The sequence below is a fragment of the Pseudomonas sp. S12(2018) genome (assembly GCF_024355235.1).
Taxonomy (GTDB): domain Bacteria; phylum Pseudomonadota; class Gammaproteobacteria; order Pseudomonadales; family Pseudomonadaceae; genus Aquipseudomonas; species Aquipseudomonas palmensis.
Genome location: NZ_QLAD01000002.1, coordinates 134825 through 160266, shown reverse-complemented (window position 1 = coordinate 160266; position 25442 = coordinate 134825). Strand labels below are relative to the sequence as shown.

Annotated in this window: 27 protein-coding genes; 17 read left to right on the top strand and 10 right to left on the bottom strand. The window is 63.6% G+C overall.

The features are described 5' to 3' along the window. Positions 1-108 precede the first annotated feature (108 nt). The 12 genes from DN388_RS04635 (at position 109) to recX (ending at position 9054) form a co-directional block, all read left to right on the top strand. Complete coding sequence (locus DN388_RS04635; RefSeq protein WP_088514471.1) at positions 109-1275, top strand: phage tail sheath family protein; 1167 nt, start codon at positions 109-111, stop codon at positions 1273-1275. A gap of 12 nt (positions 1276-1287) precedes the next feature. Then, positions 1288-1797, top strand: a complete 510-nt coding sequence (locus tag DN388_RS04630) for a phage major tail tube protein (protein WP_123752976.1) — start codon at positions 1288-1290, stop codon at positions 1795-1797. Positions 1798-1806: 9 nt separating this feature from the next. Further along, entirely contained in the window at positions 1807-2106 is a 300-nt protein-coding gene (locus tag DN388_RS04625) for a phage tail assembly protein (protein ID WP_043864277.1), read from the top strand. Between the two features lie 140 nt (positions 2107-2246). Beyond that, a complete protein-coding gene (locus DN388_RS04620) occupies positions 2247-3629 on the top strand; it encodes a hypothetical protein (protein WP_123752977.1) in 1383 nt (460 codons plus the stop codon). A gap of 9 nt (positions 3630-3638) precedes the next feature. Further along, positions 3639-4484, top strand: coding sequence for a phage tail protein (locus DN388_RS04615; protein ID WP_123752978.1), 846 nt, complete (start codon positions 3639-3641; stop codon positions 4482-4484). Further along, complete coding sequence (locus DN388_RS04610; RefSeq protein ID WP_078480052.1) at positions 4459-4665, top strand: tail protein X; 207 nt, start codon at positions 4459-4461, stop codon at positions 4663-4665. The genes DN388_RS04615 and DN388_RS04610 overlap by 26 nt, the downstream gene beginning before the upstream one ends. 63 nt (positions 4666-4728) lie before the next feature. Next, the gene (locus DN388_RS04605; RefSeq protein WP_116053086.1) at positions 4729-5772 is read left to right on the top strand and encodes a phage late control D family protein; all 1044 of its coding nucleotides are present in this window, start codon (positions 4729-4731) and stop codon (positions 5770-5772) included. A 26-nt stretch (positions 5773-5798) separates the two neighbouring features. Further along, positions 5799-6350, top strand: coding sequence for a glycoside hydrolase family 19 protein (locus DN388_RS04600; RefSeq protein WP_054914982.1), 552 nt, complete (start codon positions 5799-5801; stop codon positions 6348-6350). Beyond that, positions 6347-6841: a lysis system i-spanin subunit Rz gene (locus DN388_RS04595; protein ID WP_116053089.1), complete on the top strand. Its 495-nt coding sequence runs from the start codon at positions 6347-6349 to the stop codon at positions 6839-6841. Before DN388_RS04600 ends, DN388_RS04595 begins: the two co-directional genes overlap by 4 nt. 59 nt (positions 6842-6900) lie before the next feature. Beyond that, positions 6901-7383: a CinA family protein gene (locus DN388_RS04590; protein WP_116053091.1), complete on the top strand. Its 483-nt coding sequence runs from the start codon at positions 6901-6903 to the stop codon at positions 7381-7383. A 106-nt stretch (positions 7384-7489) separates the two neighbouring features. Continuing rightward, the gene (recA, locus tag DN388_RS04585) at positions 7490-8572 is read left to right on the top strand and encodes a recombinase RecA (protein ID WP_043864269.1); all 1083 of its coding nucleotides are present in this window, start codon (positions 7490-7492) and stop codon (positions 8570-8572) included. 14 nt (positions 8573-8586) lie between these two features. Beyond that, the gene (gene recX / locus DN388_RS04580) at positions 8587-9054 is read left to right on the top strand and encodes a recombination regulator RecX (protein ID WP_078480048.1); all 468 of its coding nucleotides are present in this window, start codon (positions 8587-8589) and stop codon (positions 9052-9054) included. Positions 9055-9106: 52 nt separating this feature from the next. Here recX and DN388_RS04575 read toward each other — a convergent pair whose 3' ends face one another. Both DN388_RS04575 and DN388_RS04570 read right to left on the bottom strand, forming a co-directional pair. Beyond that, positions 9107-10225, bottom strand: coding sequence for an LOG family protein (locus DN388_RS04575; RefSeq protein ID WP_123752980.1), 1119 nt, complete (start codon positions 10223-10225; stop codon positions 9107-9109). A gap of 345 nt (positions 10226-10570) precedes the next feature. Continuing rightward, the gene (locus DN388_RS04570; protein WP_123752981.1) at positions 10571-10993 is read right to left on the bottom strand and encodes a quorum-sensing-regulated virulence factor family protein; all 423 of its coding nucleotides are present in this window, start codon (positions 10991-10993) and stop codon (positions 10571-10573) included. Between the two features lie 246 nt (positions 10994-11239). On the opposite strand from DN388_RS04570, the gene DN388_RS04565 reads away from it, so the two are divergent. The 3 genes from DN388_RS04565 (at position 11240) to DN388_RS04555 (ending at position 13305) form a co-directional block, all read left to right on the top strand. Next, positions 11240-11950, top strand: coding sequence for a tRNA-uridine aminocarboxypropyltransferase (locus tag DN388_RS04565; RefSeq protein WP_043864265.1), 711 nt, complete (start codon positions 11240-11242; stop codon positions 11948-11950). Between the two features lie 264 nt (positions 11951-12214). After that, complete coding sequence (erdR, locus tag DN388_RS04560; protein WP_054914978.1) at positions 12215-12865, top strand: response regulator transcription factor ErdR; 651 nt, start codon at positions 12215-12217, stop codon at positions 12863-12865. A gap of 77 nt (positions 12866-12942) precedes the next feature. Beyond that, positions 12943-13305 carry a diacylglycerol kinase gene (locus DN388_RS04555; RefSeq protein ID WP_054914977.1) on the top strand — a complete coding sequence of 121 codons (363 nt, stop codon included), beginning with the start codon at positions 12943-12945 and terminating at the stop codon, positions 13303-13305. Here DN388_RS04555 and DN388_RS04550 read toward each other — a convergent pair. Then, entirely contained in the window at positions 13302-14228 is a 927-nt protein-coding gene (locus tag DN388_RS04550) for a LysR family transcriptional regulator (RefSeq protein ID WP_043864262.1), read from the bottom strand. The genes DN388_RS04555 and DN388_RS04550 overlap by 4 nt on opposite strands. Before the next feature lie 121 nt (positions 14229-14349). On the opposite strand from DN388_RS04550, the gene fpr reads away from it, so the two are divergent. Beyond that, a complete protein-coding gene (gene fpr, locus DN388_RS04545; RefSeq protein ID WP_043864261.1) occupies positions 14350-15129 on the top strand; it encodes a ferredoxin-NADP reductase in 780 nt (259 codons plus the stop codon). A gap of 110 nt (positions 15130-15239) precedes the next feature. Here fpr and tsaA read toward each other — a convergent pair whose 3' ends face one another. The 5 genes from tsaA to rimO form a co-directional block, all read right to left on the bottom strand. After that, a complete protein-coding gene (gene tsaA, locus DN388_RS04540; protein ID WP_058541503.1) occupies positions 15240-15935 on the bottom strand; it encodes a tRNA (N6-threonylcarbamoyladenosine(37)-N6)-methyltransferase TrmO in 696 nt (231 codons plus the stop codon). A gap of 7 nt (positions 15936-15942) precedes the next feature. Further along, positions 15943-16404, bottom strand: coding sequence for a DUF1456 family protein (locus tag DN388_RS04535; protein ID WP_043864260.1), 462 nt, complete (start codon positions 16402-16404; stop codon positions 15943-15945). Positions 16405-16445: 41 nt separating this feature from the next. Next, positions 16446-17156 carry an rRNA pseudouridine synthase gene (locus tag DN388_RS04530; protein WP_088514533.1) on the bottom strand — a complete coding sequence of 237 codons (711 nt, stop codon included), beginning with the start codon at positions 17154-17156 and terminating at the stop codon, positions 16446-16448. A 130-nt stretch (positions 17157-17286) separates the two neighbouring features. Further along, entirely contained in the window at positions 17287-17754 is a 468-nt protein-coding gene (locus DN388_RS04525; protein ID WP_054914976.1) for an acetyltransferase, read from the bottom strand. Between the two features lie 89 nt (positions 17755-17843). Next, positions 17844-19181, bottom strand: a complete 1338-nt coding sequence (rimO, locus tag DN388_RS04520) for a 30S ribosomal protein S12 methylthiotransferase RimO (protein ID WP_058541505.1) — start codon at positions 19179-19181, stop codon at positions 17844-17846. Between the two features lie 267 nt (positions 19182-19448). On the opposite strand from rimO, the gene DN388_RS04515 reads away from it, so the two are divergent. Then, complete coding sequence (locus DN388_RS04515) at positions 19449-21347, top strand: potassium transporter Kup (protein ID WP_043864257.1); 1899 nt, start codon at positions 19449-19451, stop codon at positions 21345-21347. Positions 21348-21421: 74 nt separating this feature from the next. On the opposite strand, the gene DN388_RS04510 is transcribed toward DN388_RS04515, so the two are convergent. After that, on the bottom strand, positions 21422-22714 hold the full coding sequence (locus DN388_RS04510; RefSeq protein ID WP_254997077.1) for a virulence factor family protein: 1293 nt from the start codon (positions 22712-22714) through the stop codon (positions 21422-21424). After that, complete coding sequence (gene mprF / locus DN388_RS04505) at positions 22714-25344, bottom strand: bifunctional lysylphosphatidylglycerol flippase/synthetase MprF (RefSeq protein WP_254997075.1); 2631 nt, start codon at positions 25342-25344, stop codon at positions 22714-22716. The genes DN388_RS04510 and mprF overlap by 1 nt, the downstream gene beginning before the upstream one ends. Positions 25345-25442: the final 98 nt, after the last annotated feature.

Genomic DNA, 25442 nt, shown 5'->3' with positions numbered 1-25442 from the left:
TTTGGCCACCGCACCTGTACCTGCAACGGGCGGTTCGCCCCGATAGTTGCCGATCCAACCTTACAAGGCCCTGCATTGCAGGGCCTTTTTCATACCCGGAGTTTACCCATGAGTGGTTTCTTTCACGGCGTCACCGTCACCAACGTCGACACCGGCGCCCGCACCATCGCGTTGCCGTCGTCCTCGATCATCGGCCTGGTGGACACCTTCACCGAAGGCCCGACCGCCAGCGCCAAGTTCAACGACCTGGTGCTGATCACCAGCGAGCGTGAAGCCATCGCCGCCTTCGGCGCCGACGCGGCCATCACCCGTGCCTGCCAGGCCATCTACCAGCGCGCCAAGGCGGTCATCGTCGCCTGCGGCGTGGCCAAGGTTGCCGATGCGGCCGAGCAGACCTCGGCCATCATCGGCAGCGTGCTGGCCGACGGCAAGCGTACCGGCCTGCAAGCGCTGCTCGACGGCAAGAGCCGTTTCAACGCCCAGCCGCGCCTGCTAGTCACTCCAAAGCACAGCGCAACTCAAGCCGTCGCCACCGCCCTGGTGGCCCTGGCCGACAAGCTGCGCGGCCTGGCCATCATCGACGGCCCGGCCACCACCGACGAGGCCGCCCTGGCCTACGCCGAAAACTTCGGTGCCAAGCGCGCCTTCCTGGTCGACCCGGGCGTGCAGTACTGGGACACCACCGCCAGCGCCACCGTCGATGCAGCGGCCTCGGCCTGGGTCGCCGGCCTGTTCGCCTGGACCGACAACGAGTACGGCTTCTGGGCCTCGCCCTCGAACAAGGAGTTCGTCGGCATCACCGGCACCACCCGCCCCATCGAGTTCCTCGATGGCGACGAGACCTGCCGCGCCAACCTGCTCAACAACGCCAACATCACCACCATCATCCGCGATGACGGCTATCGCCTGTGGGGCAACCGCACCCTGAGCAGCGACCCGAAGTGGGCCTTCGTCACCCGCGTGCGCACCATGGACATCGTGATGGACGCGATTCTCTACGGGCACAAATGGGCAGTCGACCGCTCGATCACCGCCACCTACGTCAAGGACGTGACCGAAGGCCTGCAGGCGTTCATGCGCGACCTCAAGGCCCAGGGCGCGATCATCAACTTCGAAGTGTTCGCCGACCCGGAACTCAACAGTGCCAGCCAGCTGGAGCAGGGCAAGGTGTACTGGAACATCCGCTTCACCGACGTACCACCGGCCGAAAACCCCAACTTCCGCGTCGAGGTCACCAACCAGTGGCTGACCGAAGTTCTCGATAACGCAGCTTAAGGAGCACTAGCAATGGCAATGATTCCCGAAACCCTGGCGAACTTGAACCTGTTCGTCGATGGCACCAGCTTCCAGGGCGATGTCACCAGCCTGACCCTGCCCAAGCTCACCCTGAAAATGGAAGAGCACCGGGTGGGCGGCATGGACATGCCCATCGAGATGGACATGGGCATGGAGAAGCAGGAAGCCGGCTTCACCACTACCGGCGTGCGCCGTGAGTCGCTGAAGTTCTTCGGCCTGGCCGATGGTTCTGCGTTCAACGGCACCTTCCGCGGTGCCTTCAAGGGCCTCAAGGGCGCTGTCACCCCGGTGATCGTGACCCTGCGCGGCGCGCTCAAGGAAGTCGACATGGGCGATTGGAAGGCCGGTGACAAGGCCGAGGTCAAGCACACCGTCGCCGTCACCTACTACAAGCTGGAAGTCGGCGGACGCCTGATCTACGAGGTCGACCCCATCGGCATGAAGCGCGTGATCGACGGCGTCGACCAGCTCGCGGCACAACGTTCGGCCCTGGGCCTGTAAGGACTTCTCATGACCCAAGCAAAGATCCCCAGCTGGATGAAGCTGAGCGCCGACGGCGTGGTGGTGGCGTTGACCCGGCCGAGCGAAGCCAATGGCATCAAGGTCGACAGCCTGTCGTTGCGCTCGCCTACGGTACGCGACATTCGTGCGGCTCAGTCGGCCGGCAGCGGCGACGACGAACAGCGTGAGCTGAACCTGTTCGCCTCCCTCGCCGAGGTGGGCATCAAGGACCTGGAGGGCCTCGCGCTCAAGGACTATGGCCGCCTGCAGGCGGGCTATTTTCGCCTGGTGCAAGACGACGAGCTTTGACCCCTCCCTTCAGAAGGTGGCCGCCAGGCGGCTTGCCCGTGAGCTGAATTTTTCTGCCACCGAGATCATGACCATGTCATTCAACGACATGGTCTGGTGGCTCACGGAGTGAGCCGGTTTTGCACGCACAGGGGGACCGTATGGCAAACGCGTTAGCGTTGAAACTGGTTATCGGCGCCTCGGTCAGTTCGACGATCGGCGCATCATTCAAGCTGCTTGAGGCGCGGATCCGGCAACTCAGGCAATTGAGCAGCGAAGGCAAGGGCGACCTGTACCCGCTCGGGCACGAGACGCTGGGCAACGGGATGCTCGACAGCGCTCCTGGTGACCCGCCAGGCGCGAGAACTCAAGCAAAGACCGGGGGCGCCGTACAGGCTGCTGAAACGCAGGGCTCCCGGCACAGGCTGACATTGTTGAAGAGCATCGACGGGCACTTGCAGGTGATCAGTTTCCAGGTCGCCGATGTTGCGCGCCGGCTTTCGCAATCGAAGCCCGCCAGGGTATCCGTAAACATCAGATCGCAAGCGGCACCGCAGGCACCCGCAGGGGCAGCTGCGGCTGCTTCACTGGAGACTGCAGCGCCCGCATCTCTGCCAACCGATGGGGCACCTGCGGCGGGTCGGGTATCCGACCCGCTCAGCAGGAGGATGGCGGGGAGCGATGATACCGGGCCCCCGGCAAAGGGGCCGCAGCCCATAGGCATCATCGCTGTTGCCAGTGATTTCAGGGCAGGGCCACGGAAGGCTGGCGTGCTGGGTGGCGACGCTCCCAAAGGCGCAAGGGCGCCGCAACGCGTGTTTGTCGTCAATGCCCAGGACTTTTGCTGCGGCGCGATAACTTCGAGAAGGGGTAGAGGGGGAAGAAAGAACAGCCCCTCCAGGCGCCGACTTTCATCTGCTCCGGTTGGGCGCTGGGAAAGCATCAAAGGTTACCTCGGCAAGGCTGTTCCGGCGATCAAGGCCGCTCGAGCGCCCGCAGCCGTCGAGGCCATCTACAAGTTCGGCAAGACCTTCCTCACTGCAGAAACCACCGAGCAGAAGGCCGAGGGATATGGTGGGGCAGTGGGCGGTTTTGGTGGCGCACTGGCCGGGGCTGCGCTGGGCGCTTTCGTTCCTGTCATCGGTCCTGCGATCGGTTCGCTGATCGGGGGTATTGTGTTCAGCGAGTGGGGCTCCTCGTTAGCCAAGAAGTGGTTTGCAGACGACGATGCTGCCAAGCCTCCTGCTGGCGAACCCACTCACTTGTCCAAGTCGCTGGGCGATGTCGCTCGTTCGATGAATCCCGGCGCTGGCGAGCCGATGACAATTCTGTCGTTGCCGCCTGCGCCACCTTCGATCAGCCCTGCGCCGCAGCCGATTGCCCAACAGATCACCTTCGCCCCGAACATGCCCATCACCGTGCAGGGCAGTGTCACCGACCCGGCCCAGTTGGCGATGAACATCGAGCCGATCATTCGACGTCAGTTCCTCGAACTGACCCGTCAGGCTTCGATGCGGCAACTGGCCGACCCCACATTTGTATAAGGAGCTGCCATGACCTACATGGACCAGTTGCACTCGGCCCTGCGAGCGCTGATCGCAGCGGGGGAGGCGGGCCGGCGCAGTGCCGACGAGATGCTGGAGCCCATGACCGGCGCCATCAGCGATATCGCCGAAGCCGCTGCGGCGCTCGAGGACATCCCCTACGTCGGGCCGCTGATCGGCGCCAGGCTGCAACGCACGATGCGCGCCATCAACCGGGCGCAGCGGGGCGTCGAGAAGGTGCTGGGCCGTTACAGCCGCGCCGTGGCCAAGGTCGCGCTGGTGCAGGAGCGCATCGTCATCTTCGAGCAGAAGGCGGCCAAGGCTGCCGCAGCCATCAACAAGGTGGCGGGTCGCATCAGCCCGTCGCTGGGCACGTTGCTGCCCACCGGCAGTTTCGCGCCGTCGGTCACGCCGGCAGCCGAGGTGGTCAAGCCGTTCCCGCACCTGCTCATTCTGCAGTCGTTGCAGGCGCAGGCGCAGCCTTACTACTTCAACCTCGACACCGCGACCTTCGATGAACTGCGTCGCCAGAGCGGCTTTCGCTGGGCGGGCCAGGAGCGCCTGAGCCGCCACCCGGCGCAGCAGGCGGTGGGGCTGGGCGAAGAGCGCATCACCCTCAAGGGCACGATCTTTCCCGGTGCCAAAAGCGGGCTCGGCCAGTTGCAGGCGCTGCGCAGCATCGGTCGGCAATTGCAGCCACTGAGCCTGACCACCGGCTACGGCGAGGTACTGGGCAACTGGTGCCTGACCAGCATCGAGGAGGACCAGAGCAGCCTGGTGGCTGGCGGCATTCCTCGCAAACAAGGCTTTTCATTGGAGTTCGTGAGCTATGGCGACGATCTGCAGAACCTCTGACGGCGATCTGCTCGACAGCCTCTGCCAGCACTACTACGGGCACCTCAACGGCAGCGTCGAAGCGGTACTCGATGCCAACCAGGGCCTGGCCGACCAGGCGCAGCCGTTTGGTGCCGGGGTGCTCATCAGGCTGCCCGCGTTGACGCCCGCCCGCCAGGCCCTGGTGCAGTTATGGGACTGAGCTGGCGCGCCCCCCTGCCTGCCAGCGCTGCGTGCGCGGGCAGGCCCTTCTGGAGCAGCAACCATGCAACCTGTGTTTCGCATCGTGGCCGATGGCAAGGACATCACCGCGCTGATCAATGATCGCCTGCTGTCGCTGCGTACCACCGACAAGCCGGGCATGGACTCGGACGAGTTCGAACTGCGTATCGACGATCGCGACGGCGAGGTGGCATTGCCGGCACGCGGTGCCTTCATCGAGGTGCATCTGGGCTACGCCGGCCAGGCATTGACCCGCCTGGGGCGCTACGCCGTGGATGAGGTGGAGCTGTCCGGGCCGCCTGACAGCATCGTGATCCGAGGCAAGGCCAGCGACATGCGCGGCAGCGGCAAGACCACCCGCAGCGGCAGCTGGGAGAACGTCACCCTGCAGCAGATCGTGCGCGACATCGCCGCGCGCAATGGCTGGCAGCCAGCGTGCCCGGTGACGCTGCGCATACCGCGCATTGACCAGTTCAACGAGTCGGACTTCAACTTCATCACCCGTCTGGGGCGCCTGTTCGACTGCACCGCCAAGGTAGCGAACGGCGCGCTGCTGGTGATGCCGCGCCAGGCCGGCAAGAGCGCCAGCGGCAAGGCCCTTGGTAACGTCAGAATCAGCCGTGGCGACGTGCGCAGCTGGCAGTTTCGCATGACCGACAAAGGCACCCACAAGGCCGTGCAAACCCGTCATCTGGACAGCAAGAGCGGCCAGCAGAGCGTGGTCGACCTGCCCAACGACGACGCGCCCGACGGCCTGTCGCCTGTGCACACCGACCGCCACCTGTACCCCAACCGTAGCGCTGCCGAGCAGGCCGCCAAGGCCCGCCTGGCGGCGCTCAACCGCAGCACCGCCAGCCTGCGCCTGGAAATGCCGGGCCGCACCGACCTGTTCGTCGAACGCACCCTCGATGCCCAGGGCTTCAAGCCCGGCCTCGATGGCGAGTACCTGATCGAGTCGATCGAGCAGGTGTTCAGCGCGTCCGGGTGGAGCACCACGGTCGAGTGCAATGGCGGCAAGCAAGGCAAGGCCAGGGCCAAGGGCGGGCCGGGTAATGCCGGTCGTTCGCTCAAGGCCGGACAGGCCTAAACCCCTATGCATTTTGGAGAATGATGATGGTCATCACTCAGCAGAACTTGATGCAGATTCTTCCCGGTGCCGGCGCCAATGCCGGCATTTTTGTACCCGCCCTGAACACTGCCATGGCCCGTTGGGAAATCGACAACCCCCGGCGCATTGCTGCCTTCCTCGCGCAGATCGGCCACGAGTCGGGCCACCTGCGTTACGTGAAGGAGCTGGGCAGCGATCGCTACCTGTCCCGTTACGACACCGGCGCCCTGGCCCTGCGCCTGGGCAACACGCCGGAGGCGGACGGCGACGGTCAGCGGTACTGCGGCCGGGGGCTGATCCAGGTTACAGGGCGCAACAACTACCGCGCCTGCAGCATGGCGCTGTTTGGCGACGAGCGTCTGCTGGAGTTGCCGCAGTTGCTCGAGCAACCGCGTTGGGCCGCCGAGTCGGCTGCCTGGTTCTGGCACTCGCGCGGGCTTAACGCGCTGGCCGACCGCGGTGAGTTCAACCGCATCACGCGGCATATCAACGGTGGCCTCAATGGCCTGGAGGATCGCCTCAAACTCTGGGCCCGCGCCCGCGAGGTGCTGTGTTGAACCGCTTGCACGCCGGCGTGCTGCTGAGCCTGGTGGTGCTGGCCTGCGCATTGACCTGGCAGGTCCAGGGCTGGCGCCTGGGCCGCCAGCTGGCGCAGCAGCAACAGGCCTGGGCATTCGAACGCCAGCAACTGGCCGAGCGTGCTGCCGCCGAGCTGAAGGGCGAACGCCAGCAACGCCATGTGCTGGAGCGCCAGCTGGATTTGAACGACAACACCCATTATCAGGAGCTTCTCGATGCACAACAGGCTCAGGCACGCTTGCGTGATCGGCTGGCTACTGCTGATCTGCGGTTGTCGGTCCTTCTCGACCGCGACGCCACCCCCGACCTGCCTGCCGCCCCCGGCGCCGGCAGCCTGGATCATGGCGCCCCACGCGCCCGACTTGACCCGGCGCATGCTCGACGAATTATCGCCATCACCGATGCCGGTGACGCCGGACTGATCGCCCTGCGCGCCTGCCAGGGTTACATACGCGCGCTCACACCTTGAGTGTTCAGCCACGCCGATAGCTGGTGTAGGGTAGGCGCCAGACCTTCAAGGAGCCCGCCATGGACCCGATCACCGCACTTTCTGCCCGGCTGGGGGAACACCTGCGCCGTTACAATGCCCAAGTCACCACGGCCGAGTCCTGCACCGGCGGCGGTATCGCCGAGGCCATCACGCGTATTCCTGGCAGTTCGGCCTGGTTCGAAGCGGGCTACGTGACCTACTCCAACGCCCAGAAGACTCGCCAGCTGGGGGTAGACCAGGCACTGTTCCAGCAGGTTGGTGCGGTCAGCCAGGAAGTGGTCGAGGCCATGGTGCGCGGCGCCCAGGCTGCCAGCGGGGCACGCTTTGCCGTGGCGGTCAGCGGTGTGGCAGGGCCCGATGGCGGCTCGCCGGCCAAACCGGTGGGCACTGTATGGCTGGCCTGGGGCGACGGTGCGCATGTGGCCAGCGAGCGCCGGCACTTCGATGGCGACCGCGATGCGGTGCGCCGACAAACGGTAATCGCCGCCCTAGAGGGCTTGTTACAGCTTGGCGCAGAGTAAATCGCAAATCGGGGGTAGGCGGAAAGAAAACCCTGTGGAATAATACTGGCTACTTATACAGGTGTTGTGGCCGTCAGGCCCTATCGATGATTACGTGAGGACTTCAATGGACGACAACAAGAAGCGTGCCTTGGCTGCGGCCCTGGGTCAGATCGAACGTCAATTCGGTAAAGGCGCGGTCATGCGCATGGGCGATCACGATCGCCAGGCGATTCCGGCAATCTCGACCGGCTCGCTGGGTCTGGACATTGCTCTGGGCATCGGCGGCCTGCCAAAGGGCCGTATCGTCGAAATCTACGGTCCTGAGTCGTCGGGTAAGACCACGCTGACCCTGTCGGTGATCGCCCAGGCACAAAAAGCCGGCGCCACCTGCGCATTCGTCGACGCCGAACACGCCCTCGACCCCGAGTACGCCGGCAAGCTGGGCGTCAATGTCGACGACCTGCTGGTCTCGCAGCCGGACACCGGTGAGCAGGCCCTGGAAATCACCGACATGCTGGTGCGCTCCAACGCTGTCGACGTGATCATCGTCGACTCCGTGGCGGCCCTGGTACCCAAGGCCGAGATCGAAGGCGAAATGGGCGACATGCACGTGGGCCTGCAGGCTCGCCTGATGTCCCAGGCACTGCGCAAGATCACCGGCAACATCAAGAACGCCAACTGCCTGGTGATCTTCATCAACCAGATCCGCATGAAAATCGGCGTGATGTTCGGCAGCCCGGAAACCACCACCGGTGGTAACGCGCTGAAGTTCTACGCTTCGGTACGTCTGGACATCCGCCGTACCGGCGCGGTGAAGGAAGGCGACGAAGTGGTCGGCAGCGAAACCCGGGTCAAAATCGTCAAGAACAAGGTGGCGCCGCCGTTCCGCCAGGCCGAGTTCCAGATTCTGTATGGCAAGGGCATCTACCGCAACGGTGAGATCATCGACCTGGGCGTGCTGCACGGTTTCCTCGAAAAAGCCGGTGCCTGGTACAGCTACCAGGGCAGCAAGATCGGTCAGGGTAAAGCCAACTCCGCCAAGTTCCTGGCAGAGAACCCGGAAATCGCCGCGACCCTCGAGAAGCAGATCCGTGACAAGCTGCTGACCGGTGGTGTTGAAGCTGCAGCTGCTGCGGCTGCTGGTAAAACGGCTGCTGCAGAACCTGAAGATGATCTGGTCGACGCTGACGCCGACGCCAACTTCTGATTTGCAGATAGACCATGTCCGTCGTACTCGATACCCCCGTCGCCATAAGGCGGACAGCTATGGACCTGCTCGCGCGACGCGAGCATGGTCGTGTCGAGCTGACGCGCAAGTTGCGTCAGCGCGGCGCTGAGCTCGAATTGATCGACCAGGAACTCGACCGTCTGACGGAAGAGGGCCTGCTCAGCGAAGCGCGCTATCTCGAAAGTTTCATCAGTTACCGCTCCCGTTCGGGCTATGGCCCTGCGCGTATCCGTGAAGAGCTCAGTCAGCGCGGTTTGCAGCGTAGTGATATCGAACAGGCCTTGCGTGAGTGCGGCATCGACTGGCAAAGCCTGCTGATCGATGTATGGCAACGCAAGTTTTCCGGGCAACTGCCCTCCGATCCGCGCAGTCGCGCACAGCAAACCCGTTTTCTGGTCTACCGTGGTTTTTCCATGGAGATGGTCGGTCGTGTGCTGAGTGGTCGCAGCCTGGACGATTGAGCGATGGCCGACCCGAAAGGGGGTAGGCCAGGCATGTTCACGGTGTGGCTTTTCAGGTGACCTTGAGGGGTTCACGTGCCCGTTGCTGGGCTTCATTGTGCTGAGGCTTTGCCCAGTTTTCCGAGCGGTTGATGAAGTCTACCAGCTCGCGCAGGCGGCCCTGATCGCGTCCATTGAAGGCAAAAGCCAGGCGTGACAAGTGGCTGAACTGTGCCTCGTCATGCTCCTCGCCTGCATAGGCGTGCTGATGGAAGTCGCCACTCAGGCGCAGGTCGGCGAAGGACTGCTGGATGTCGAGCAGGGCCGCTTCGCTGAGCGGGTGGTGTGTGCGAATCACGAACTGGTTCTTCAGCCAGCGGCTGGAGTGGTAGTTGCTGTAGAACTGGTTGATTTCCGCTACCGCATCGTCGGCGTTGTTCACCAGGCGCACCAGCTTCAGATCGTTCGGCAGGATGTAGCGATTGCCTTCCAGCTGGCGGGTAATGAAGTCCAGTGCATCCTGCCAGAAGGTCCCCCCCGGTGAGTCGAGCAGTACCACCGGCACCAGCGGACTCTTGCCGGTCTGGATCAGGGTCAGCACTTCCAGGGCCTCGTCCAGGGTGCCGAAACCGCCCGGGCACAGTACCAGCGCGTCAGCTTCCTTGACGAAGAACAGCTTGCGAATGAAAAAGAAGTGGAACGGCAGCAACTTGTCCGTTCCATCCACCGTGGCATTGGCGTGCTGCTCGAAGGGCAGGGTGATGTTGAAGCCCAGGCAGTTGTCGACGCCTGCGCCTTCGTGAGCCGCAGCCATGATGCCGCCCCCGGCCCCGGTGATCACCATCAGGTCCGAGCGCGCCAGGGTCGCACCCAACTCGCGGGCCAGGGCATACATGGGGTGTTCGACCGGGGTGCGTGCCGAGCCGAACACGGTGACCTTGCGTCGCCCCTTGTACTGGCGCAGCACACGGAAGGCGTGGTCGAGTTCACGCAGTGCCTGCAGGGTGATCTTGGCGCTCCAGCGGTCGCTGTCATCGTGCGCCATGCGCAACACGGTCAGCATCATGTCCCGGTACAGTGGCAGGTTGGGGCTGTTGGGGGCGACCAGGTTGAGCTGTTGTTCGAGGTGGGTCAGGTCGATTGCATTGTTCTTGAAATGGTTGGCTAGCAATTCGTTGGTCTGGTACGGCATTCAACTTCTCCTTTTGCAGCAAAACCTTCGGCCTGGCCGCACATCGGTCAGGCCCCTCTGCTTGTCCGCAAAGTGAAAGGTCCTGGCTATAAATCTAGACCTTGTCGCAGGGTTATGCCGGTGTCGATCGTGGGCTCGCGAGGACGCGGCAGGCAATGGGCTGTACATGATGTTCAGGTGGGAGCCGGGCGGACAAGCCGGGCCCGAACTGCGCAGTACAGGCCAACAACCGGGGCCTGAAGTGACAAGGCCTGTAGTGACCGTGCGTAGAGTACGCGTCACATTCAGGCCTTGATCGCTGAGCTGCGCGCCGATGGCGAGCAGCGGCGCAACAGAGAACGCTGGTTACTTCATCTTCTTCTGCCCGGAAACGCAACTGGCCTTGTTGAACGACTGGTCGATCACCGGGCGGTTGGTCTTGTACTCGGTGAAACGGTAGGTCAGCACAGCACCGCGGTCCATCAACTGGCGAAAGCCGGTGTTACGGCACACGCTGTCTCCCAGTTGGCCGCGCATGACTTCCGGGTTTTGCTGCATTTTTTGTGCATGGCCGGCGCGAACGCTGAGGTGGTTGATCAACTGGTTGCCTTCGACAGTGTAGCCCTGATCGAGGATGTCTTCGTTGATTGCCCGAGGGGTACCCACGCTGCTTTCCTTGGCGACTTCTTGAAGCTTCTGGTTCAGGGCGTACTCTTGCTTGGAGACGGCATGCGCGCCCAACGGCAGGGCAAGCAACAGGCTCAAGGATGGGGCAATGAAACGCAGCATGAATCTCTCCTGGTTCGATAACTGGCGATTTGACCGGTCATTGCGCGCAGTGTTCCGTCACAGGCGCTATGGCAGTACTGGCAGGTCTGTACAGGCTGGAGATTATAAGGGAGTAGCGCGCAAGGCTGCACGGCAAATACGGCCAGTGGAGGCGGGCTCTGGTAAACTGCCGGGGTTTTAGTCTCGCTGAGCCTGCGTCGTGCCCTGCCTTTATTGCCATCCCCATTGCCACCGTTGCGCCCTGTCATGAGCCATGCCGTCTCGCGCCTGCGCGCCGAGCGCCTGGCGCGCAGTGTCAAACCCTTCGTCGCGCGCGGCTCGCGTGCGCCACGCTGTCCCGGCTGCCGGGTAATCCCCGAATACTGTCTGTGTGCCTGGCGCCCGCGGGTGCAGGCGCACTCGGGCATTTGCCTGCTCATGCATGACACCGAACCACTCAAGCCTACGAACACGGGCTGGCTGATTGCCGACGTGATCGGTGACACCACGGCGTTTGCCTGGGAACGCAAGGCGGTGGATGCACAGTTGCAGGCGCTGCTCGATGATCCACAGTGGCAGCCCTACATCGTTTTCCCGGGTGAATTCGTGGCGCCGGAGCGAGTGGTCAGCAGCGTCGCCCCAGCGTCGGGCAAGCGCCCGCTGTTCATTCTGCTGGATGCCACGTGGCCCGAAGCCCGCAAGATGTTTCGCAAAAGCCCGTACCTGGAACGGTTCCCGGTGCTCAATCTGCAGCCTGAACAGATCTCGCGCTACACATTGCGCCGCTCGCGGCGCGACGACCATTTCTGTACCGCTGAAGTGGCAGCCATGTGTCTGGAGCTGGCCGATGACCAGCAGGCCTCGCAGGCACTGGATGCCTATCTGGACGTATTCAGCACCCATTATCTGGGCGCCAAGAACAGGCTTGTGCTGGATGAAGACGATGCCGTGCACCAAAAACTGCGGCCCTTCCTATAGTTCAAGGGGCAAGTACGCCACTTTGCTTCATAATGTGTGCACTGGCGCCATGGGCTACGAGACAACCACCGGGCTTTGAACTTGACCACCCGGTCCGGGCTCGGCATCCTTGGCGCCGATTCGGGCACGACGAAGGCTTGAATGCTGTTTTCCTGGCCCCGACGTGCCTTTTTGGCTTCCGGCACTGCCGCCCGATGCCCTTGAGCTGCCCCGCCAGGCGCCCCCACGCTGGCTGCGCCTGCACAGAACAGGATCATTAGATCGATGGCCACATACGAAATCCTGATTGCCGATGACCACCCGCTGTTTCGCAGTGCGCTGCGCCAGGCCGTTACCCTGGGCCTAGGTCCGGACGTTCGACTGGTTGAGGTGGCAAGCATCGCCGAACTGGAAACCCGCCTGGCCGAGAAAAACGACTGGGACCTGGTGCTGCTGGACCTGAACATGCCCGGTGCCTATGGTTTCTCGGGGCTGGTGCTGCTGCGCGGTCAGTATCCGCAAATCCCGGTGGTGATGGTCTCGGCCCAGGAAGAGGCGGCCGTGGTGGTAAAGTCCCGAGAATTCGGTGCCAGCGGCTTTATCCCAAAATCCAGCCCGCTGGAGCAGATTCAGGACGCGGTCAAGAAAGTGCTCGATGGCGATGTCTGGTGGCCGCCGCAAGCCTTCGAGAAGATTGATGTGTCCGCTGAAGCCAAGGCCGCCAGCGAGGGCCTGGCCAGCCTTACCCCACAGCAATTCCGCGTGTTGACCATGGTGTGCGAAGGCCTGCTGAACAAGCAGATTGCCTATGAGCTGAGCGTGTCGGAGGCCACCATCAAGGCCCACGTCACCGCGATTTTCCGCAAGCTGGGCGTGCGTACGCGCACCCAGGCCGCGTTGTTGCTGCAACAATTGGAATCGGTTTCAACGAATTAAGGCCACTGGCCTTCACGCTTTTTTGACTCGGCGTGCACTAGCCTGCACCGCTCCTCATTGGGTTCAAGTGGCTTTCTATGTCGCCTTTCAAGGGCCAGACCGGCCTTAAACGAGTGTTCAACGCCGCCGGCTATTCGTTCGACGGCCTGCGCGCCGCCTTTACCGGCGAAGCGGCGTTTCGTCAGTTGGTGCTGCTCAACGTGGTGCTGATCCCGGTCGCCTTCTGGCTGGATGTAAGCCGTGCCGAACGCGCGATCCTGATCGCGGTGTGCCTGCTGGGGCTGATCGTCGAGCTGCTCAACTCTGCCGTGGAAGCCGCGATCGATCGTATTTCCCTGGACCGCCACCCGTTGTCCAAGAACGCCAAGGACATGGGCAGTGCTGCCCAGTTCGTGGCGTTGAGCATCGTGGCGGTGGTGTGGGCGGTGATTCTGCTCTAGGCAATGTGCGGCAGCACGATTTCGTCGCTGCGTCGTACCCCGGCGGTAAAGTTGCGGCACAACTCCAGAAACTCGCGCATCGCCGAGGTCTGGTACTTCTGCTTGTGCCAGATGAAGTAGAACTGCCGCGCCAGGTCCAGGTCGGGGGTTTCCACCGCCACCAGGCTGCCGCGACGAAACGCATCGCGCAGCGCCAGACGTGAAATGCAGCCGATCCCGAGCCCTGATTCCACCGCGCGCTTGATCGCTTCGGTATGTTCCAGTTCCAGGCGGATGTTGAGTGTCGAGCGATGGTGGCGCATCGCCTGGTCAAAGGTCAGGCGCGTGCCTGAACCCTGCTCGCGCAGAATCCAGGCTTCATGGGTCAGTTCCTCAAGGCTGGCGCGACCCTTGAGCGCCAAGGGGTGCTGCGGCGCGCAGAACACCACCAGTTCGTCCTCGACCCAGGGCTGAACCTCCAGGTCGGGGTGGTTGCAATCGCCTTCTATAAGACCCAGATCAATTTCATAGTGCGCGACCTGATGCACGATATGGGCGGTGTTCTGTACATGCAGTTTGACCTGGCTTTCCGGGTGAACCTGCATGAAGCTGCCGATCAGCAAGGTGGCCAGGTAGTTGCCGATGGTCAGTGTGGCGCCCACTGCCAGAGAGCCGAAGCCGGACTTGCCGTTGAGCAGGTCCTCGATTTCCTTGGCCTGGTCGAGCAGGGCCACGGCCTGGGGCAGCAACTGGTGCCCCAGTGCATTGAGGCTCAGGCGCTTGCCGGCACGATCGAACAGCTGACAGCTGGATTGCCGTTCAAGCTCGGTGATGGAGGTGCTCGCAGCCGACTGCGACAGCGCCAGTATCCCGGCCGCACGGGAGACGCTCTGGTGTTGCGCGACGGCCACGAAGACCTGAAGTTGACGCAGTGTAAATCGCATATCTATATAACCGATAAGACATATCTTGATAATTCATTTAACAGATATTGTCGCTCGCACTAAACTATCGCGCAATCGCGCTCACGGTCAGCGCTGCGTTATTTTTCAGGAGCCCCCGTACATGAGCAACATGAACCACGAACGTGTCCTCAGTGTTCATCACTGGAACGACACCCTGTTCAGCTTCAAGTGCACCCGCGACCCGGGCCTGCGCTTCGAGAACGGTCAGTTCGTGATGATCGGCCTGCAACAGCCTAACGGCCGCCCGCTCATGCGCGCCTATTCGATCGCCAGCCCTAACTGGGAAGAGCATCTGGAGTTCTTCAGCATCAAGGTGCCGGACGGCCCGCTGACCTCGCAGTTGCAGCACTTGAAGGAAGGCGACGAGATCATCATCAGCAAGAAGCCTACCGGCACCCTGGTGCTGGATGACCTGAACCCGGGCAAGCACCTGTACCTGCTGAGCACCGGCACTGGCCTGGCACCGTTCATGAGCGTCATCCAGGACCCGGAAACCTACGAGCGCTTCGAGAAAGTGATCCTGGTCCACGGTGTGCGCTACGTCAACGAAGTGGCCTATCGCGAGTTCATCACCGAGCACCTGCCGCAGAACGAGTTCTTCGGTGAGGCGCTGCGTGAAAAACTGATCTACTACCCCACCGTCACCCGCGAGCCGTTCGAGAATCAGGGTCGCCTGACTGACCTGATGCGCAGCGGCAAACTGTTCAGCGACATCGGCCTGCCGCCGATCAACCCGCAGGACGATCGTGCGATGATCTGCGGTAGCCCGAGCATGCTGGATGAAACCAGCGAAGTCCTGAACAGCTTCGGCCTGAAAGTCTCCGCGCGCATGCGCGAGCCAGGTGACTATCTGATCGAGCGTGCGTTCGTCGAGAAGTAAGCAGCAGTACCAATAAAAAACGCAGACCGTGGTCTGCGTTTTTTTTTGCCCTGGATTTGTGGTGCGGCATTCGCCGGCGCGGCGTTCCTGCGACCTTGCGGGCGCCGGCCCTACGCCTCGCGCACCACCTCCAGCACCCGGATCGTATCCAGCTGAGGGTAGTGCCAGCGTACCTGCACATCCCAGAACCTGACCCCGTACACGCGCTCGACCGGGGGCACCTGATAAGCCGGGCGTGGATCCTGTGCCAGGCATTGTTCTATCAGCTCTACCAATGGCTCTGCGAGACGCAGCGCATGCGCATGGGCCTGCTGCAGTGCCGAGTCGCTCCATTGCACCGTGATCGGCGCAGGCGGGGCGCTGGCCATGTGATTGACCGCCCCGGCTACGCTGTCGGCATAGGGTACATAGGGCTTGATATCGATGACCGGCGTGCCGTCCAGCAGGTCGATGCCCGACAGCAGCAGTCGCCCGGCCTCGACGCCCTCCAGCTTCACCACCGACTGCCCGATGCCGTTTGGCCGGTGGGTGGCGCGGGTGGCGAACACGCCCATCGACGTGTTGCCGCCCAGGCGCGGCGGGCGCACCTTCAGGCGCGGCTTCTCTTCCAGGGCCTGATGAAACAGGAACAGCAGCCACACGTGGCTGACCTGCTCTAGCCCGGCAACCGCTTCCCCCTGATCGAAAGGCGATACCAGCTCCAGCACCCCGCGCGCAGCCGGAGCCAGCTGCGGCTGGCGCGGGATGGCGAATTTCTCCTTGAAGCAGGAGCGCACGTAGCCGACCGGCTCGACACTGTAGGCCATGATCGAATCAGCCACGCACTCGCAGGGTCAGGCCCTTGAGGAAGTTGCGCAGCAACTGGTCGCCACAGGGGCGGTAGTTGCTGTTGCCGACCTTGCGGAACAGGGCGCTGAGTTCAGGCTTGGATACCGAAAAATCCGCCGCCTTGAGAATGGCATGCAGGTCGTCTTCCTTTAGCTCGAAGGCCACCCGCAGTTTTTTCAGGATGATGTTGTTGGTGACCGGCAGTTCGACCGGCAGAGGCGGGCGGCTCTCGTCACGACCACGCTTGAACACCACCAGGCCATCGAGAAAATGCGCGATGACCTCGTCCGGGCAGCGCACGAAGCCTTCTTCCTCGTCTTTTTTCAGGTAGCTGGCAATGTCGGCATCGCTGACGTCAAAACCGTTGATGCGGGTGATCTCTGCCAGTTTGGCATCGCTGATATCCAGCATGTAGCGCAGGCTGCGCAGCACATCGTTGTGAATCATTGGACAATCCTGATCAAGTGGCAACGCCCGAGTGGCGAGGCCTAGAATTTTTCTTTGCTGGACAGGTAGCGCCACTGGCCCAGCGGCAGCTTGCTCATGGCCACGCCGCCCAGGCGGATACGGCGCATGCTGACCACGCTGACACCGACACTGCGGCACAGCAGTTCGATCAGCCCCGGCGTCGGGTTTTTCAGCACCATGCGCAGGCGCGTCTCGTTCTGCCAGCTGGCCTTGATGCGGGGCAGTTCCTGGCCCTTCCACGTGAAACCGCGGTTAAGGCGTTCGAGACCATGGGCAACCATCTCGCCGCTGACCTCGACCACATACTCCTGCTCCAGCTTGGCCAGGTCCGAGGTGACCTTGCGCACGGCACGCCAGTCCTGGCTGTACACCTGCAGGCCGCTGGCGCCCTGTTGCAGCTCGGCGACGCAGGTCAGCCGGGCAAAGTGGCCCTTGAGCGGGCGATGCCCTTCGGCGTGGGCCTCGGACAAGGTGGCCGGGGTCATGCTCAGGCGAGCGCTTTCGCTGTCCTGGTCGGCGGCCTGGTGCAGCAGCAGGGTTACCGGTTCCAGGGCTTCGGCCTTGGCGCCCGGCAGCAGGGCGACGACCTGGCCGTCGACCTTGAGCTGTGGCTCGTCGACGACGTTGCCGTCAACGGTCACCCAACCGCCTTCGATATAGAGTTCGGCCTCCCGTCGGGAGCAGCCGACCAGTTCGATAAGGCGTTTGGAAAGACGAATGGGTTCAGACATGACGGCGGCCGTGGCACAGGGAAAGGCGCCCATTGTAACCGCCCGGGCGAGCGAAGGCCCGGCTACATTCGTGCCGGGCGGCTATTAATGCCGTGAGGGGATGATTTTCGGATCGGCCTTACAGCGTCCTTCAGCCCGTGCTCGCAGACTGTGTACGACCTAGCCTGAGGTGAAGCAGGGGGTAGGGTTTGCCCATGCCGTCCTTTTCCGAGCGCCCGATGACTTCGAAGCCTTGGCTGGCATAGAAGCCGATGGCCTGGGGATTCTGCTCGTTGACGTCGAGCTCATCGGCGTTCAGCTCATTGATGGCATGCCGCAGCAACTGCTTGCCGATGCCCTGACCGCGATACTGCGGGTCGACGAACAGCATTTCGACACGCCCGGCCGCTACACCGGCAAAGCCGGTGATGCGTTGCTGGCTGTCCTTGCAGCAGATCAGCATCACTGCATCCAGGTACTTGGGCACCAGTTCACGCAGCAGCACGATGTAGCTTTCGGGGAGAAAATCGTGGGTGGCACGTACCGAGGCTTCCCATACCTGCAGCAGGCGAGGGTAGTCGTGGGGGCTAGGGGTTTGCACGGTGGAATGCGCGCGCATCGCAGGGTCTCCTGGGGTGTCCGTACTGGACACGATAGTCCAATAAAAAGCCCCGCCATGATGGCAGGGCTTTTCCAGGCCGCAAAGCGTCAGACAGGCTCGGCCCACAGGTCGTATTCGTCGGCATCGGTGACGACGCACCAGACCTTGTCCCCCGGCTTGAAGCCGTGGTCGCCGTCGATGAACACATTGCCGTCGATCTCCGGGGCGTCGAAGAAGCTGCGGCCCACCGAGCCCTGCTCCTCCACTTCGTCGATCAGCACTTCGATGCGCTTGCCGATGCGCAGTTGCAGGCGTGCGCTGCTGATGGCCTGCTGGTGGGCCATGAAGCGATCCCAGCGGTCCTGCTTGACGTCATCAGGAACCACGGGCAGGTCCAGGTCGTTGGCCGGTGCGCCTTCGACGGGCGAGTACTGGAAGCAGCCGACGCGGTCGAGCTGAGCTTCGGTGAGCCAGTCGAGCAGGTACTGGAAGTCTTCCTCGGTCTCGCCGGGGAAGCCGACGATGAAGGTGGAGCGGATGATCAGCTCCGGGCACTGTTCGCGCCATTTCTTGATGCGTGCCAGGGTCTTGTCTTCGAAGGCAGGGCGCTTCATCGACTTGAGCACCTTGGGGCTGGCGTGCTGGAACGGGATGTCCAGGTACGGCAGCAGCTTGCCGGCGGCCATCAGCGGGATCACGTCATCGACGTTCGGGTACGGGTACACATAGTGCAGGCGCACCCACACGCCCAGGCTGCTGAGCGCTTCGCACAGCTCGAGCATGCGCGTCTTGACCGGCCGGCCGTTCCAGAAGTCGGTCTTGTACTTGACGTCGACGCCGTAGGCGCTGGTGTCCTGGGAGATCACCAGCAGCTCCTTGACGCCGGCCTTGACCAGGCGCTCGGCCTCGCTCAGCACCTCGCCCACCGGGCGGCTGACCAGCTTGCCACGCATCGACGGAATGATGCAGAAGCTGCAGGTGTGGTTGCAGCCTTCGGAAATCTTCAGGTAGGCGTAGTGACGCGGGGTCAGCTTGACACCCTGGGGCGGCACCAGATCGATCAGCGGATTGTGGTCCTGACGTGGTGGCACCACTTCGTGCACGGCGTTGACTACCTGCTCGTACTGCTGCGGCCCGGACACCGACAACACGCTGGGGTGCACGTCGCGAATGTTGTTGGCGTCGACACCCATGCAGCCGGTAACGATGACCTTGCCGTTTTCCTTGATGGCCTCGCCGATCACTTCCAGCGATTCGGCCTTGGCCGAGTCGATGAAGCCACAGGTGTTGACCACCACCACGTCGGCATCCTCGTAGGTGGGCACGACTTCATAGCCTTCCATGCGCAGCTGGGTCAGGATGCGCTCGGAATCGACCAGGGCTTTGGGGCAACCCAGGGAAACGAAGCCGACCTTTGGCGTGGTGGGCGTGGCGGTGGTGGACATGGTTAACCTCGGTGTAGAGGGGCTGCTTGGCACGCGAAGGTGGCAGCCCTGACGGGCGCTTTGGGGCGCCTCTGATCAAAAAGTGCGCAATTCTAGCGAGGCACAACGCGCTTGACTAGCAGAAATGCGACGAACGCTGCGCTATGCTTCGCGCCATCGCTCCCGCGTCGTTCAGCGCTGCGTTCGGCACGCTGCGACGGGTTGCAAAAATGATAGCGCCTGGCGCGAATTTCGCCGGCCTCTGGGTCTTGGTTGCGGGAGTGGTTGATGGTTCAGGCAAGCAGTCAGGCCAATGCCGGGCATACGGCGGCAAAGCCGCTGAGCCTGCTGGTGGCGGCAGTCGGGGTGGTATACGGCGATATCGGTACCAGCCCCTTGTATACCCTCAAGGAAGTCTTCTCCGGCGGCTACGGGGTGCCGGTCAACCATGATGGTGTGCTGGGCATCCTGGCGTTGATCCTGTGGTCGCTGATCTGGGTGGTGTCGATCAAGTACGTGCTGTTCATCCTGCGCGCGGACAACCAGGGGGAGGGTGGCATCATGGCCCTGACCGCGCTGGCCCGACGAGCGGCTGCACCTTATCCCAGGTTGCGTGCGCTGCTGGTGGTGTTCGGCTTGTTCGGTGCGGCGCTGTTCTATGGCGACAGCATGATCACCCCGGCGATTTCGGTGCTGTCGGCGGTCGAAGGCATGCAACTGGCGTTCGATGGCATCGATCACTGGGTGATACCGGTGGCGCTGGTCGTGCTGGTGGCGCTGTTCCTGATCCAGAAGCACGGTACCGCGCGCATCGGCATTCTGTTCGGGCCGGTGATGGTGGCCTGGTTCGTGGTGCTGGCGGCCCTGGGCGTGCACGGCATCGTCCAGCGCCCCGAAGTGCTGCAGGCGCTCAACCCGATCTGGGCCGTGCGCTTCTTCATCGTCCACCCCGGCATGGGCGTGGCGATTCTGGGCGCCGTGGTGCTGGCGCTGACCGGGGCCGAGGCCTTGTACGCCGACATGGGGCATTTTGGCCGCAAGCCGATCGCGCGGGCCTGGTTCGCGCTGGTGCTGCCGGCGCTGGTGCTCAACTATTTCGGTCAGGGCGCATTGCTGCTGGAGAACCCCGAAGCGGCACGCAACCCGTTCTACCTGCTGGCCCCCGGCTGGGCGCTGGTGCCGCTGGTCGGGCTGGCCACCCTGGCCACCGTGATCGCTTCCCAGGCGGTGATTTCCGGGGCCTTCTCCCTCACCCGCCAGGCCATCCAGCTTGGTTATGTGCCGCGCATGCAGATCCAGCACACCTCCAGCGACGAGCAGGGGCAGATCTACATCGGGGCGGTCAACTGGTCGCTGATGGTCGGGGTGATCCTGCTGGTGCTGGGCTTCGAGTCCTCCGGCGCGCTGGCGTCGGCCTATGGCGTTGCGGTAACCGGGACCATGCTGATCACCACCATCCTGGTGTCGGCGGTGATGTTGCTGCTGTGGAAGTGGCCACCGCTGCTGGCGGTACCGGTACTGCTGGGCTTTCTGTTCGTCGACGGGCTGTTCTTTGCCGCCAACGTGCCCAAGGTGCTGCAGGGTGGGGCATTTCCGGTGCTGGCAGGGATTGCGCTGTTCATCCTGATGACCACCTGGAAGCGCGGCAAGCAGATCCTGGTGGAGCGCCTGGATGAGGGCGCGTTGCCATTGCCGGTGTTCATCGCCAGCATCCGCGTGCAGCCGCCGCACCGTGTGGAAGGTACGGCGGTGTTTCTGACCGCGCGTTCGGACGCGGTGCCCCATGCGCTGCTGCACAACATGCTGCACAACCAGGTGCTGCACCGCCAGGTGGTGTTGCTCACCGTGGTCAACGAGGATTCACCGCGGGTACCGCCACAGCGGCGTTTCGAGGTGGAGGGGTATGGCGAGGGGTTCTACCGGGTGATCCTGCATTTCGGCTTCATGGACGAGCCGGACGTGCCGGCGGCGTTGAAGCTGTGTCACCTGGACGAGCTGGATTTCAGCCCCATGCGCACCACCTACTTCCTCAGCCGCGAGACGGTGATCGCATCCAAGCTGGTGGGCATGTCGCGCTGGCGTGGGGTGCTGTTTGCCTTCCTGCTGAAGAATGCCAACGGCAACCTGAGGTTCTTCAACCTGCCATTGAACCGGGTGATCGAGCTGGGTACGCAGGTGGAGATCTAGCGGGACCTTTCGCCGCCAAGGCGGCTCCTGCAGGATGCGATCCGTTGCAGGAGCCGGCCTTGCCGGCGAGGCTTCTACTGTTCAGCGACGCTGGACTTTCCCTGGCGCGTTTCGATCTCGCTGATCAGGCGTTTGGCCAGGGCCGGGTAGTTTTCGTCGAAGTGGTGCCCGCCGGGCAGCTTCACGCGCTCACCCACGGCGGTATGGTCGGTGCAGCCGCTTTCATCGGCCTCTTCTTCACCATAGATGCACAGCACCTTGCTCGGCGGCATCCTGGCCATCTCAGGCCCGGTTGGCGCCTCTTTGCCGGCATTGCCCAGCCAGCCCTCGACCTCGATCTCGAAACTGCCACTGCGCGCGAACGCCAGCAGAATCACCGCATCGATGCGCTTCTGGTCTTCGGGTGGCAAGCGGTTGTAGATCGCCGGCAGCACGTCGGCACCGAATGAATAGCCGGTCAGTACGAAGCGTTTGGTGCCCCACTTCTGGCGGTAGTGCTGCATCAGCTCGGACAGGTCGACTGCGCTCTGCTCCGGTGTCTTGTGCTGCCAGTAGTAGCGCAGGGTATCGATGCCCACCACCGGGTAGCCCAGCTTGGCCATCTCGCCCGCCACGTCGCGGTCAAGGTCGCGCCAGCCGCCATCGCCGGACAGGAACAGCGTCACGGTGTCGGTGGTCTGGCCGGCCGGCACTTCCACCACCGGAATGCTCAGTGCATTGCCATCCACGCCCAGCAGGGCCTGGGTCAGTTGGGCCTTGAGCACCTGGGGCAGGTGGATGTCGTAATCGCTGATGCTGGTCTGTGCATTGGCCTGGTCGCGCACGAAGGCGGCACTGGCGTCATCCGGGTTGTCGTTCCAGGCCACGTTCCAGTGACCATGGGCGGCCGACTTGGGCAGCGCGGCGCTGCAGCCGGGCTGCTCGATGCTGAACCCCACGGAGATGGCCTGGGCCTTGTCGTTGGTCTGCCCGGCCAGCCAGCTCCAGGCCAGCCCGGCTCCCGGGCCGATGCCGGCAACCAGCGTCGGCGTGCCCTGCAACTGTTGCAAGGCCTGCTGCAGCGCCTGCTGCTGCAGGTTGCAGTCGCTCGGCGGCAGGATCACCTGTACCAGCTGGGCGCGGGCACTCTGGCTCAGGTCGATCAGTTGCTTGTCGCTCAGGGCCTGGTCCTGCGGCACGGCCACGGCCACCAGGTCCTTGCCTCGCGTGCTTGGGGTAACCCGCACCAGGCTGCTGCCATCGGCCAGGGTCAAATGTTCAAGGTGCGGTTGCGGGGCAGGGCGGGCCCACAGCCAGAAGCCCAGGGCCGCCGCGAGCAGGGCCAGCATCAGGGCGGCCAGTACATGAAGCCAGTAGCGTCGAATCATCAGCGTTTCACCAATCCGGTCAGGCCGCCTGCAATCAGGGCGGCGGTATCGGCCAGGGCCACCAGGGGATCGAGCCCGGCGGGTACGGCCATGTAACGGGGTTCCCAGTCAGGCTGGAACTTGTCTTTGAAGCGGCGCAGGCCCTGGAAGTTGTACAGTTGCTCGCCGCGCTGGAACACCATCGAGCCCAGGCGCTGGGTCAGAGGTGCGCCGCGACGCGGCTGCAGCCCGGACAACGGCACCATGCCGAGGCTGAAGCGCGCATATCCATGCGTCTTGTAGTGTTGGATCAGGCCGATCATCAGAAACTCCATGGTCAGCTTCGGTGCTTGCGGGTGCGCGCGCATCAGGTCCAGGCTGGCCAGCTCGCGGCTGTGGGTTTCGAGCAGGTTGGCAAAGGCCACCGGCTGGCCCTGGAAGCGAATCAGCGCGATGCGGAAGTGCTGCAGGTACTCTGCGCTGAAGCGGCCCAGCGAAAAGCCTTTTTCGCGCACGTTCTTGCCTTCGAGCCAGGCATCGGAAATCACCTTCAGTTCCTCGAGCGGGGCTTGCCCGGGCTCGTGGATCTCCAGGCTCAGGCCGTCGCGCCCGCCGCGGTTCCAGGTATAGCGCAGGTCTTTCATCTCCTTGCCCTTGGCGTCGAGGTCGAAGCGCACCAGGTCCACGCGGGCCTCTTCGCCCAGCTTGATCGCGGTCAGGCCGATGTCCATGTAGAAGGGCAGGTTCTCGGCACGCACCTGGTAGAACACCGGTCGAGCGTGGTGGATATCGCACAGGTCGCGAAACTGCCAGATCATCTCGGCGCGGCGCTGGGCCGGGCCGATCGGGTCGTACAGCGCCACCAGGCTGCGCCCGCGGCGGGCGTACATCAGGAAGGCGTCATCCTGAGGGTGGAACAGCAACGCCTTGTCGCCGGTCAGCGCCAGGCCGCCATCGGGCTGGTCGGAGCTCTGCAGGATGCGGTTGGCCCGTTGCAGCTCGTCACCTGTAGGCAGGTGGATGGTCGGGCGTGCGGTACGCAGCAGCCAGGTCAGTGCAACGATCACCAGCAGTACCGCGCTACCGAGCAATGAGCGCAGCCCGCGCGGGGCATCGGCGTCCAGGGTGAACTGCCACCACAGCTGGTGGCTGTAGGGCACGTCCTGGTAGGCGAACAGCAGCAGCCACACCGACGCGCCGATCACGCAGGCACTGGCCACCACGTAGACCGGCGAGAAGGGCAGCTCGAGCAGTCGGCTGGGCCGGTAGAACGAACCGCGGAACACTGCCAGCAGGCAGGCGGTAAACGTCAGCAGGCTGGCCTCTTCCCAGTCGAAGCCCTTTAGCAGCGACAGCAGGGCGCCGACCAGCAGCAGCACGGTGGTGAGTATCCAGGCTGCCGACAGGCGCCGCCGCAGGCCCTGGGCCAGCAGCAGGCACAGCACGCCGATCAGGCTGGCGCCGAAGTGCGAGGCATCGATCAAGCGGTGCGGCACCAGGAAACCCAGGTGCTCCAGGCGCGTGTCGATTTCAGGCGTGGCCCCGGAGAACAACAGCACCACGCCCGACAGGAACACCAGAATCGCCAGTACCGGTGCGGCAAGCCCGGAGGCCACCTTCATGGCCTGGCGCGCGAACAGAAAGCGCTTGGCTTCGCTGGCCAGCAGGACCACGCAGGCCACCAGCAGCGGCAGCACGACATAGATCAGGCGGTACAGCAGCAGCGCAGCGGCAAGTGGCGCTGCCCCCAGCTGGTCGGCGAAGGCGGCCAGCAGGATGGCCTCGAAGACCCCGACCCCGCCGGGCACATGGCTGAGCACACCGGCAGCCAGGGCCAGCAGGTACACCAGCAGGAACGCACCGAAGGGCGGAGCCTCGGGCAGCAGCAGGTACAGCACCGTGGCGGCGGCAGCCACGTCCAGTGCGGTGATCAGCAACTGCAGCAAGGTCAGGCGCGCGCCCGGCAGGCGCAGCGTGCGTCGGCGTATGCGTACCAGCAGGTTGTCGGCCAGCGGCTGTTCCGGCAGTCGACGCCGGTACAGCCCGTAGGCCAGGGCCATGCTCAGGCCCAGTACTGCGACGGCGATGGCTGCCAGTACCGGGGCCGGCGTGCGCAGCGCCATGGCCGCGGCGGGCAGGTTGCTCAGGGTGGCCAGCGCTGCCAGCGGCGGCAGCGCGCAGCCCAGCGACAGGCTGGCAAACAGCGTCATGCGGGCCACTTCGGCACCGCCTATGCCGTGGCGGGCGTACAACCGGTAACGCACCGAGCCTCCGGAAAGCAGCGACAGCCCGATCGCGTTGCCGATGGCGAATGCACAGAAGCCGCCCATGGCCAGGGTGGCTGAAGGCAGTCGGACCCCGGCATAACGGCTGGCTGACCATTCATAGCCCAGCAGGATGACAAAGCCTGCGACCGTGGCCAGCAGCGCACCGGCCAGGGCGGGCTTGGGCACACTCAGCAGCGAGTCGTGCAGGGCATAGATATCCAGCTCGCTGAGCAGATGGCGACAGGCAATCAGGGCGATGCCGAACAGTAGCAGGGTGACCGCCAGGCCGATCGGCTGACGATACCGGCTGAGCAGTTCCAGCCAGCGCAGGCGATGCGGGGCGGCGCTAACGGGGGTTTCTGCTTCGGGCGTTTGTGGGCGCATCAATCACCTTTTTGGATTGCGCGCGACTGGACGATGTATCCGACCAAGTTACCAATCCCTATGGAAAAATAATGTCTGAATCTTACTCGCGATCATGC

Bases quoted from the DNA above. Each gene is read 5' to 3' on its own strand.
- DN388_RS04635 (WP_088514471.1), top strand. From the start codon at position 109: ATGAGTGGTTTCTTTCACGGCGTCACCGTCACCAACGTCGACACCGGC.
- DN388_RS04630 (WP_123752976.1), top strand. From the start codon at position 1,288: ATGGCAATGATTCCCGAAACCCTGGCGAACTTGAACCTGTTCGTCGAT.
- DN388_RS04625 (WP_043864277.1), top strand. From the start codon at position 1,807: ATGACCCAAGCAAAGATCCCCAGCTGGATGAAGCTGAGCGCCGACGGC.
- DN388_RS04620 (WP_123752977.1), top strand. From the start codon at position 2,247: ATGGCAAACGCGTTAGCGTTGAAACTGGTTATCGGCGCCTCGGTCAGT.
- DN388_RS04615 (WP_123752978.1), top strand. From the start codon at position 3,639: ATGACCTACATGGACCAGTTGCACTCGGCCCTGCGAGCGCTGATCGCA.
- DN388_RS04610 (WP_078480052.1), top strand. From the start codon at position 4,459: ATGGCGACGATCTGCAGAACCTCTGACGGCGATCTGCTCGACAGCCTC.
- DN388_RS04605 (WP_116053086.1), top strand. From the start codon at position 4,729: ATGCAACCTGTGTTTCGCATCGTGGCCGATGGCAAGGACATCACCGCG.
- DN388_RS04600 (WP_054914982.1), top strand. From the start codon at position 5,799: ATGGTCATCACTCAGCAGAACTTGATGCAGATTCTTCCCGGTGCCGGC.
- DN388_RS04590 (WP_116053091.1), top strand. From the start codon at position 6,901: ATGGACCCGATCACCGCACTTTCTGCCCGGCTGGGGGAACACCTGCGC.
- recA (WP_043864269.1), top strand. From the start codon at position 7,490: ATGGACGACAACAAGAAGCGTGCCTTGGCTGCGGCCCTGGGTCAGATC.
- recX (WP_078480048.1), top strand. From the start codon at position 8,587: ATGTCCGTCGTACTCGATACCCCCGTCGCCATAAGGCGGACAGCTATG.
- DN388_RS04575 (WP_123752980.1), bottom strand. From the start codon at position 10,225: ATGCCGTACCAGACCAACGAATTGCTAGCCAACCATTTCAAGAACAAT.
- DN388_RS04570 (WP_123752981.1), bottom strand. From the start codon at position 10,993: ATGCTGCGTTTCATTGCCCCATCCTTGAGCCTGTTGCTTGCCCTGCCG.
- DN388_RS04565 (WP_043864265.1), top strand. From the start codon at position 11,240: ATGAGCCATGCCGTCTCGCGCCTGCGCGCCGAGCGCCTGGCGCGCAGT.
- erdR (WP_054914978.1), top strand. From the start codon at position 12,215: ATGGCCACATACGAAATCCTGATTGCCGATGACCACCCGCTGTTTCGC.
- DN388_RS04555 (WP_054914977.1), top strand. From the start codon at position 12,943: ATGTCGCCTTTCAAGGGCCAGACCGGCCTTAAACGAGTGTTCAACGCC.
- DN388_RS04550 (WP_043864262.1), bottom strand. From the start codon at position 14,228: ATGCGATTTACACTGCGTCAACTTCAGGTCTTCGTGGCCGTCGCGCAA.
- fpr (WP_043864261.1), top strand. From the start codon at position 14,350: ATGAGCAACATGAACCACGAACGTGTCCTCAGTGTTCATCACTGGAAC.
- tsaA (WP_058541503.1), bottom strand. From the start codon at position 15,935: ATGGCCTACAGTGTCGAGCCGGTCGGCTACGTGCGCTCCTGCTTCAAG.
- DN388_RS04535 (WP_043864260.1), bottom strand. From the start codon at position 16,404: ATGATTCACAACGATGTGCTGCGCAGCCTGCGCTACATGCTGGATATC.
- DN388_RS04530 (WP_088514533.1), bottom strand. From the start codon at position 17,156: ATGTCTGAACCCATTCGTCTTTCCAAACGCCTTATCGAACTGGTCGGC.
- DN388_RS04525 (WP_054914976.1), bottom strand. From the start codon at position 17,754: ATGCGCGCGCATTCCACCGTGCAAACCCCTAGCCCCCACGACTACCCT.
- rimO (WP_058541505.1), bottom strand. From the start codon at position 19,181: ATGTCCACCACCGCCACGCCCACCACGCCAAAGGTCGGCTTCGTTTCC.
- DN388_RS04515 (WP_043864257.1), top strand. From the start codon at position 19,449: ATGGTTCAGGCAAGCAGTCAGGCCAATGCCGGGCATACGGCGGCAAAG.
- DN388_RS04510 (WP_254997077.1), bottom strand. From the start codon at position 22,714: ATGATTCGACGCTACTGGCTTCATGTACTGGCCGCCCTGATGCTGGCC.
- mprF (WP_254997075.1), bottom strand. From the start codon at position 25,344: ATGCGCCCACAAACGCCCGAAGCAGAAACCCCCGTTAGCGCCGCCCCG.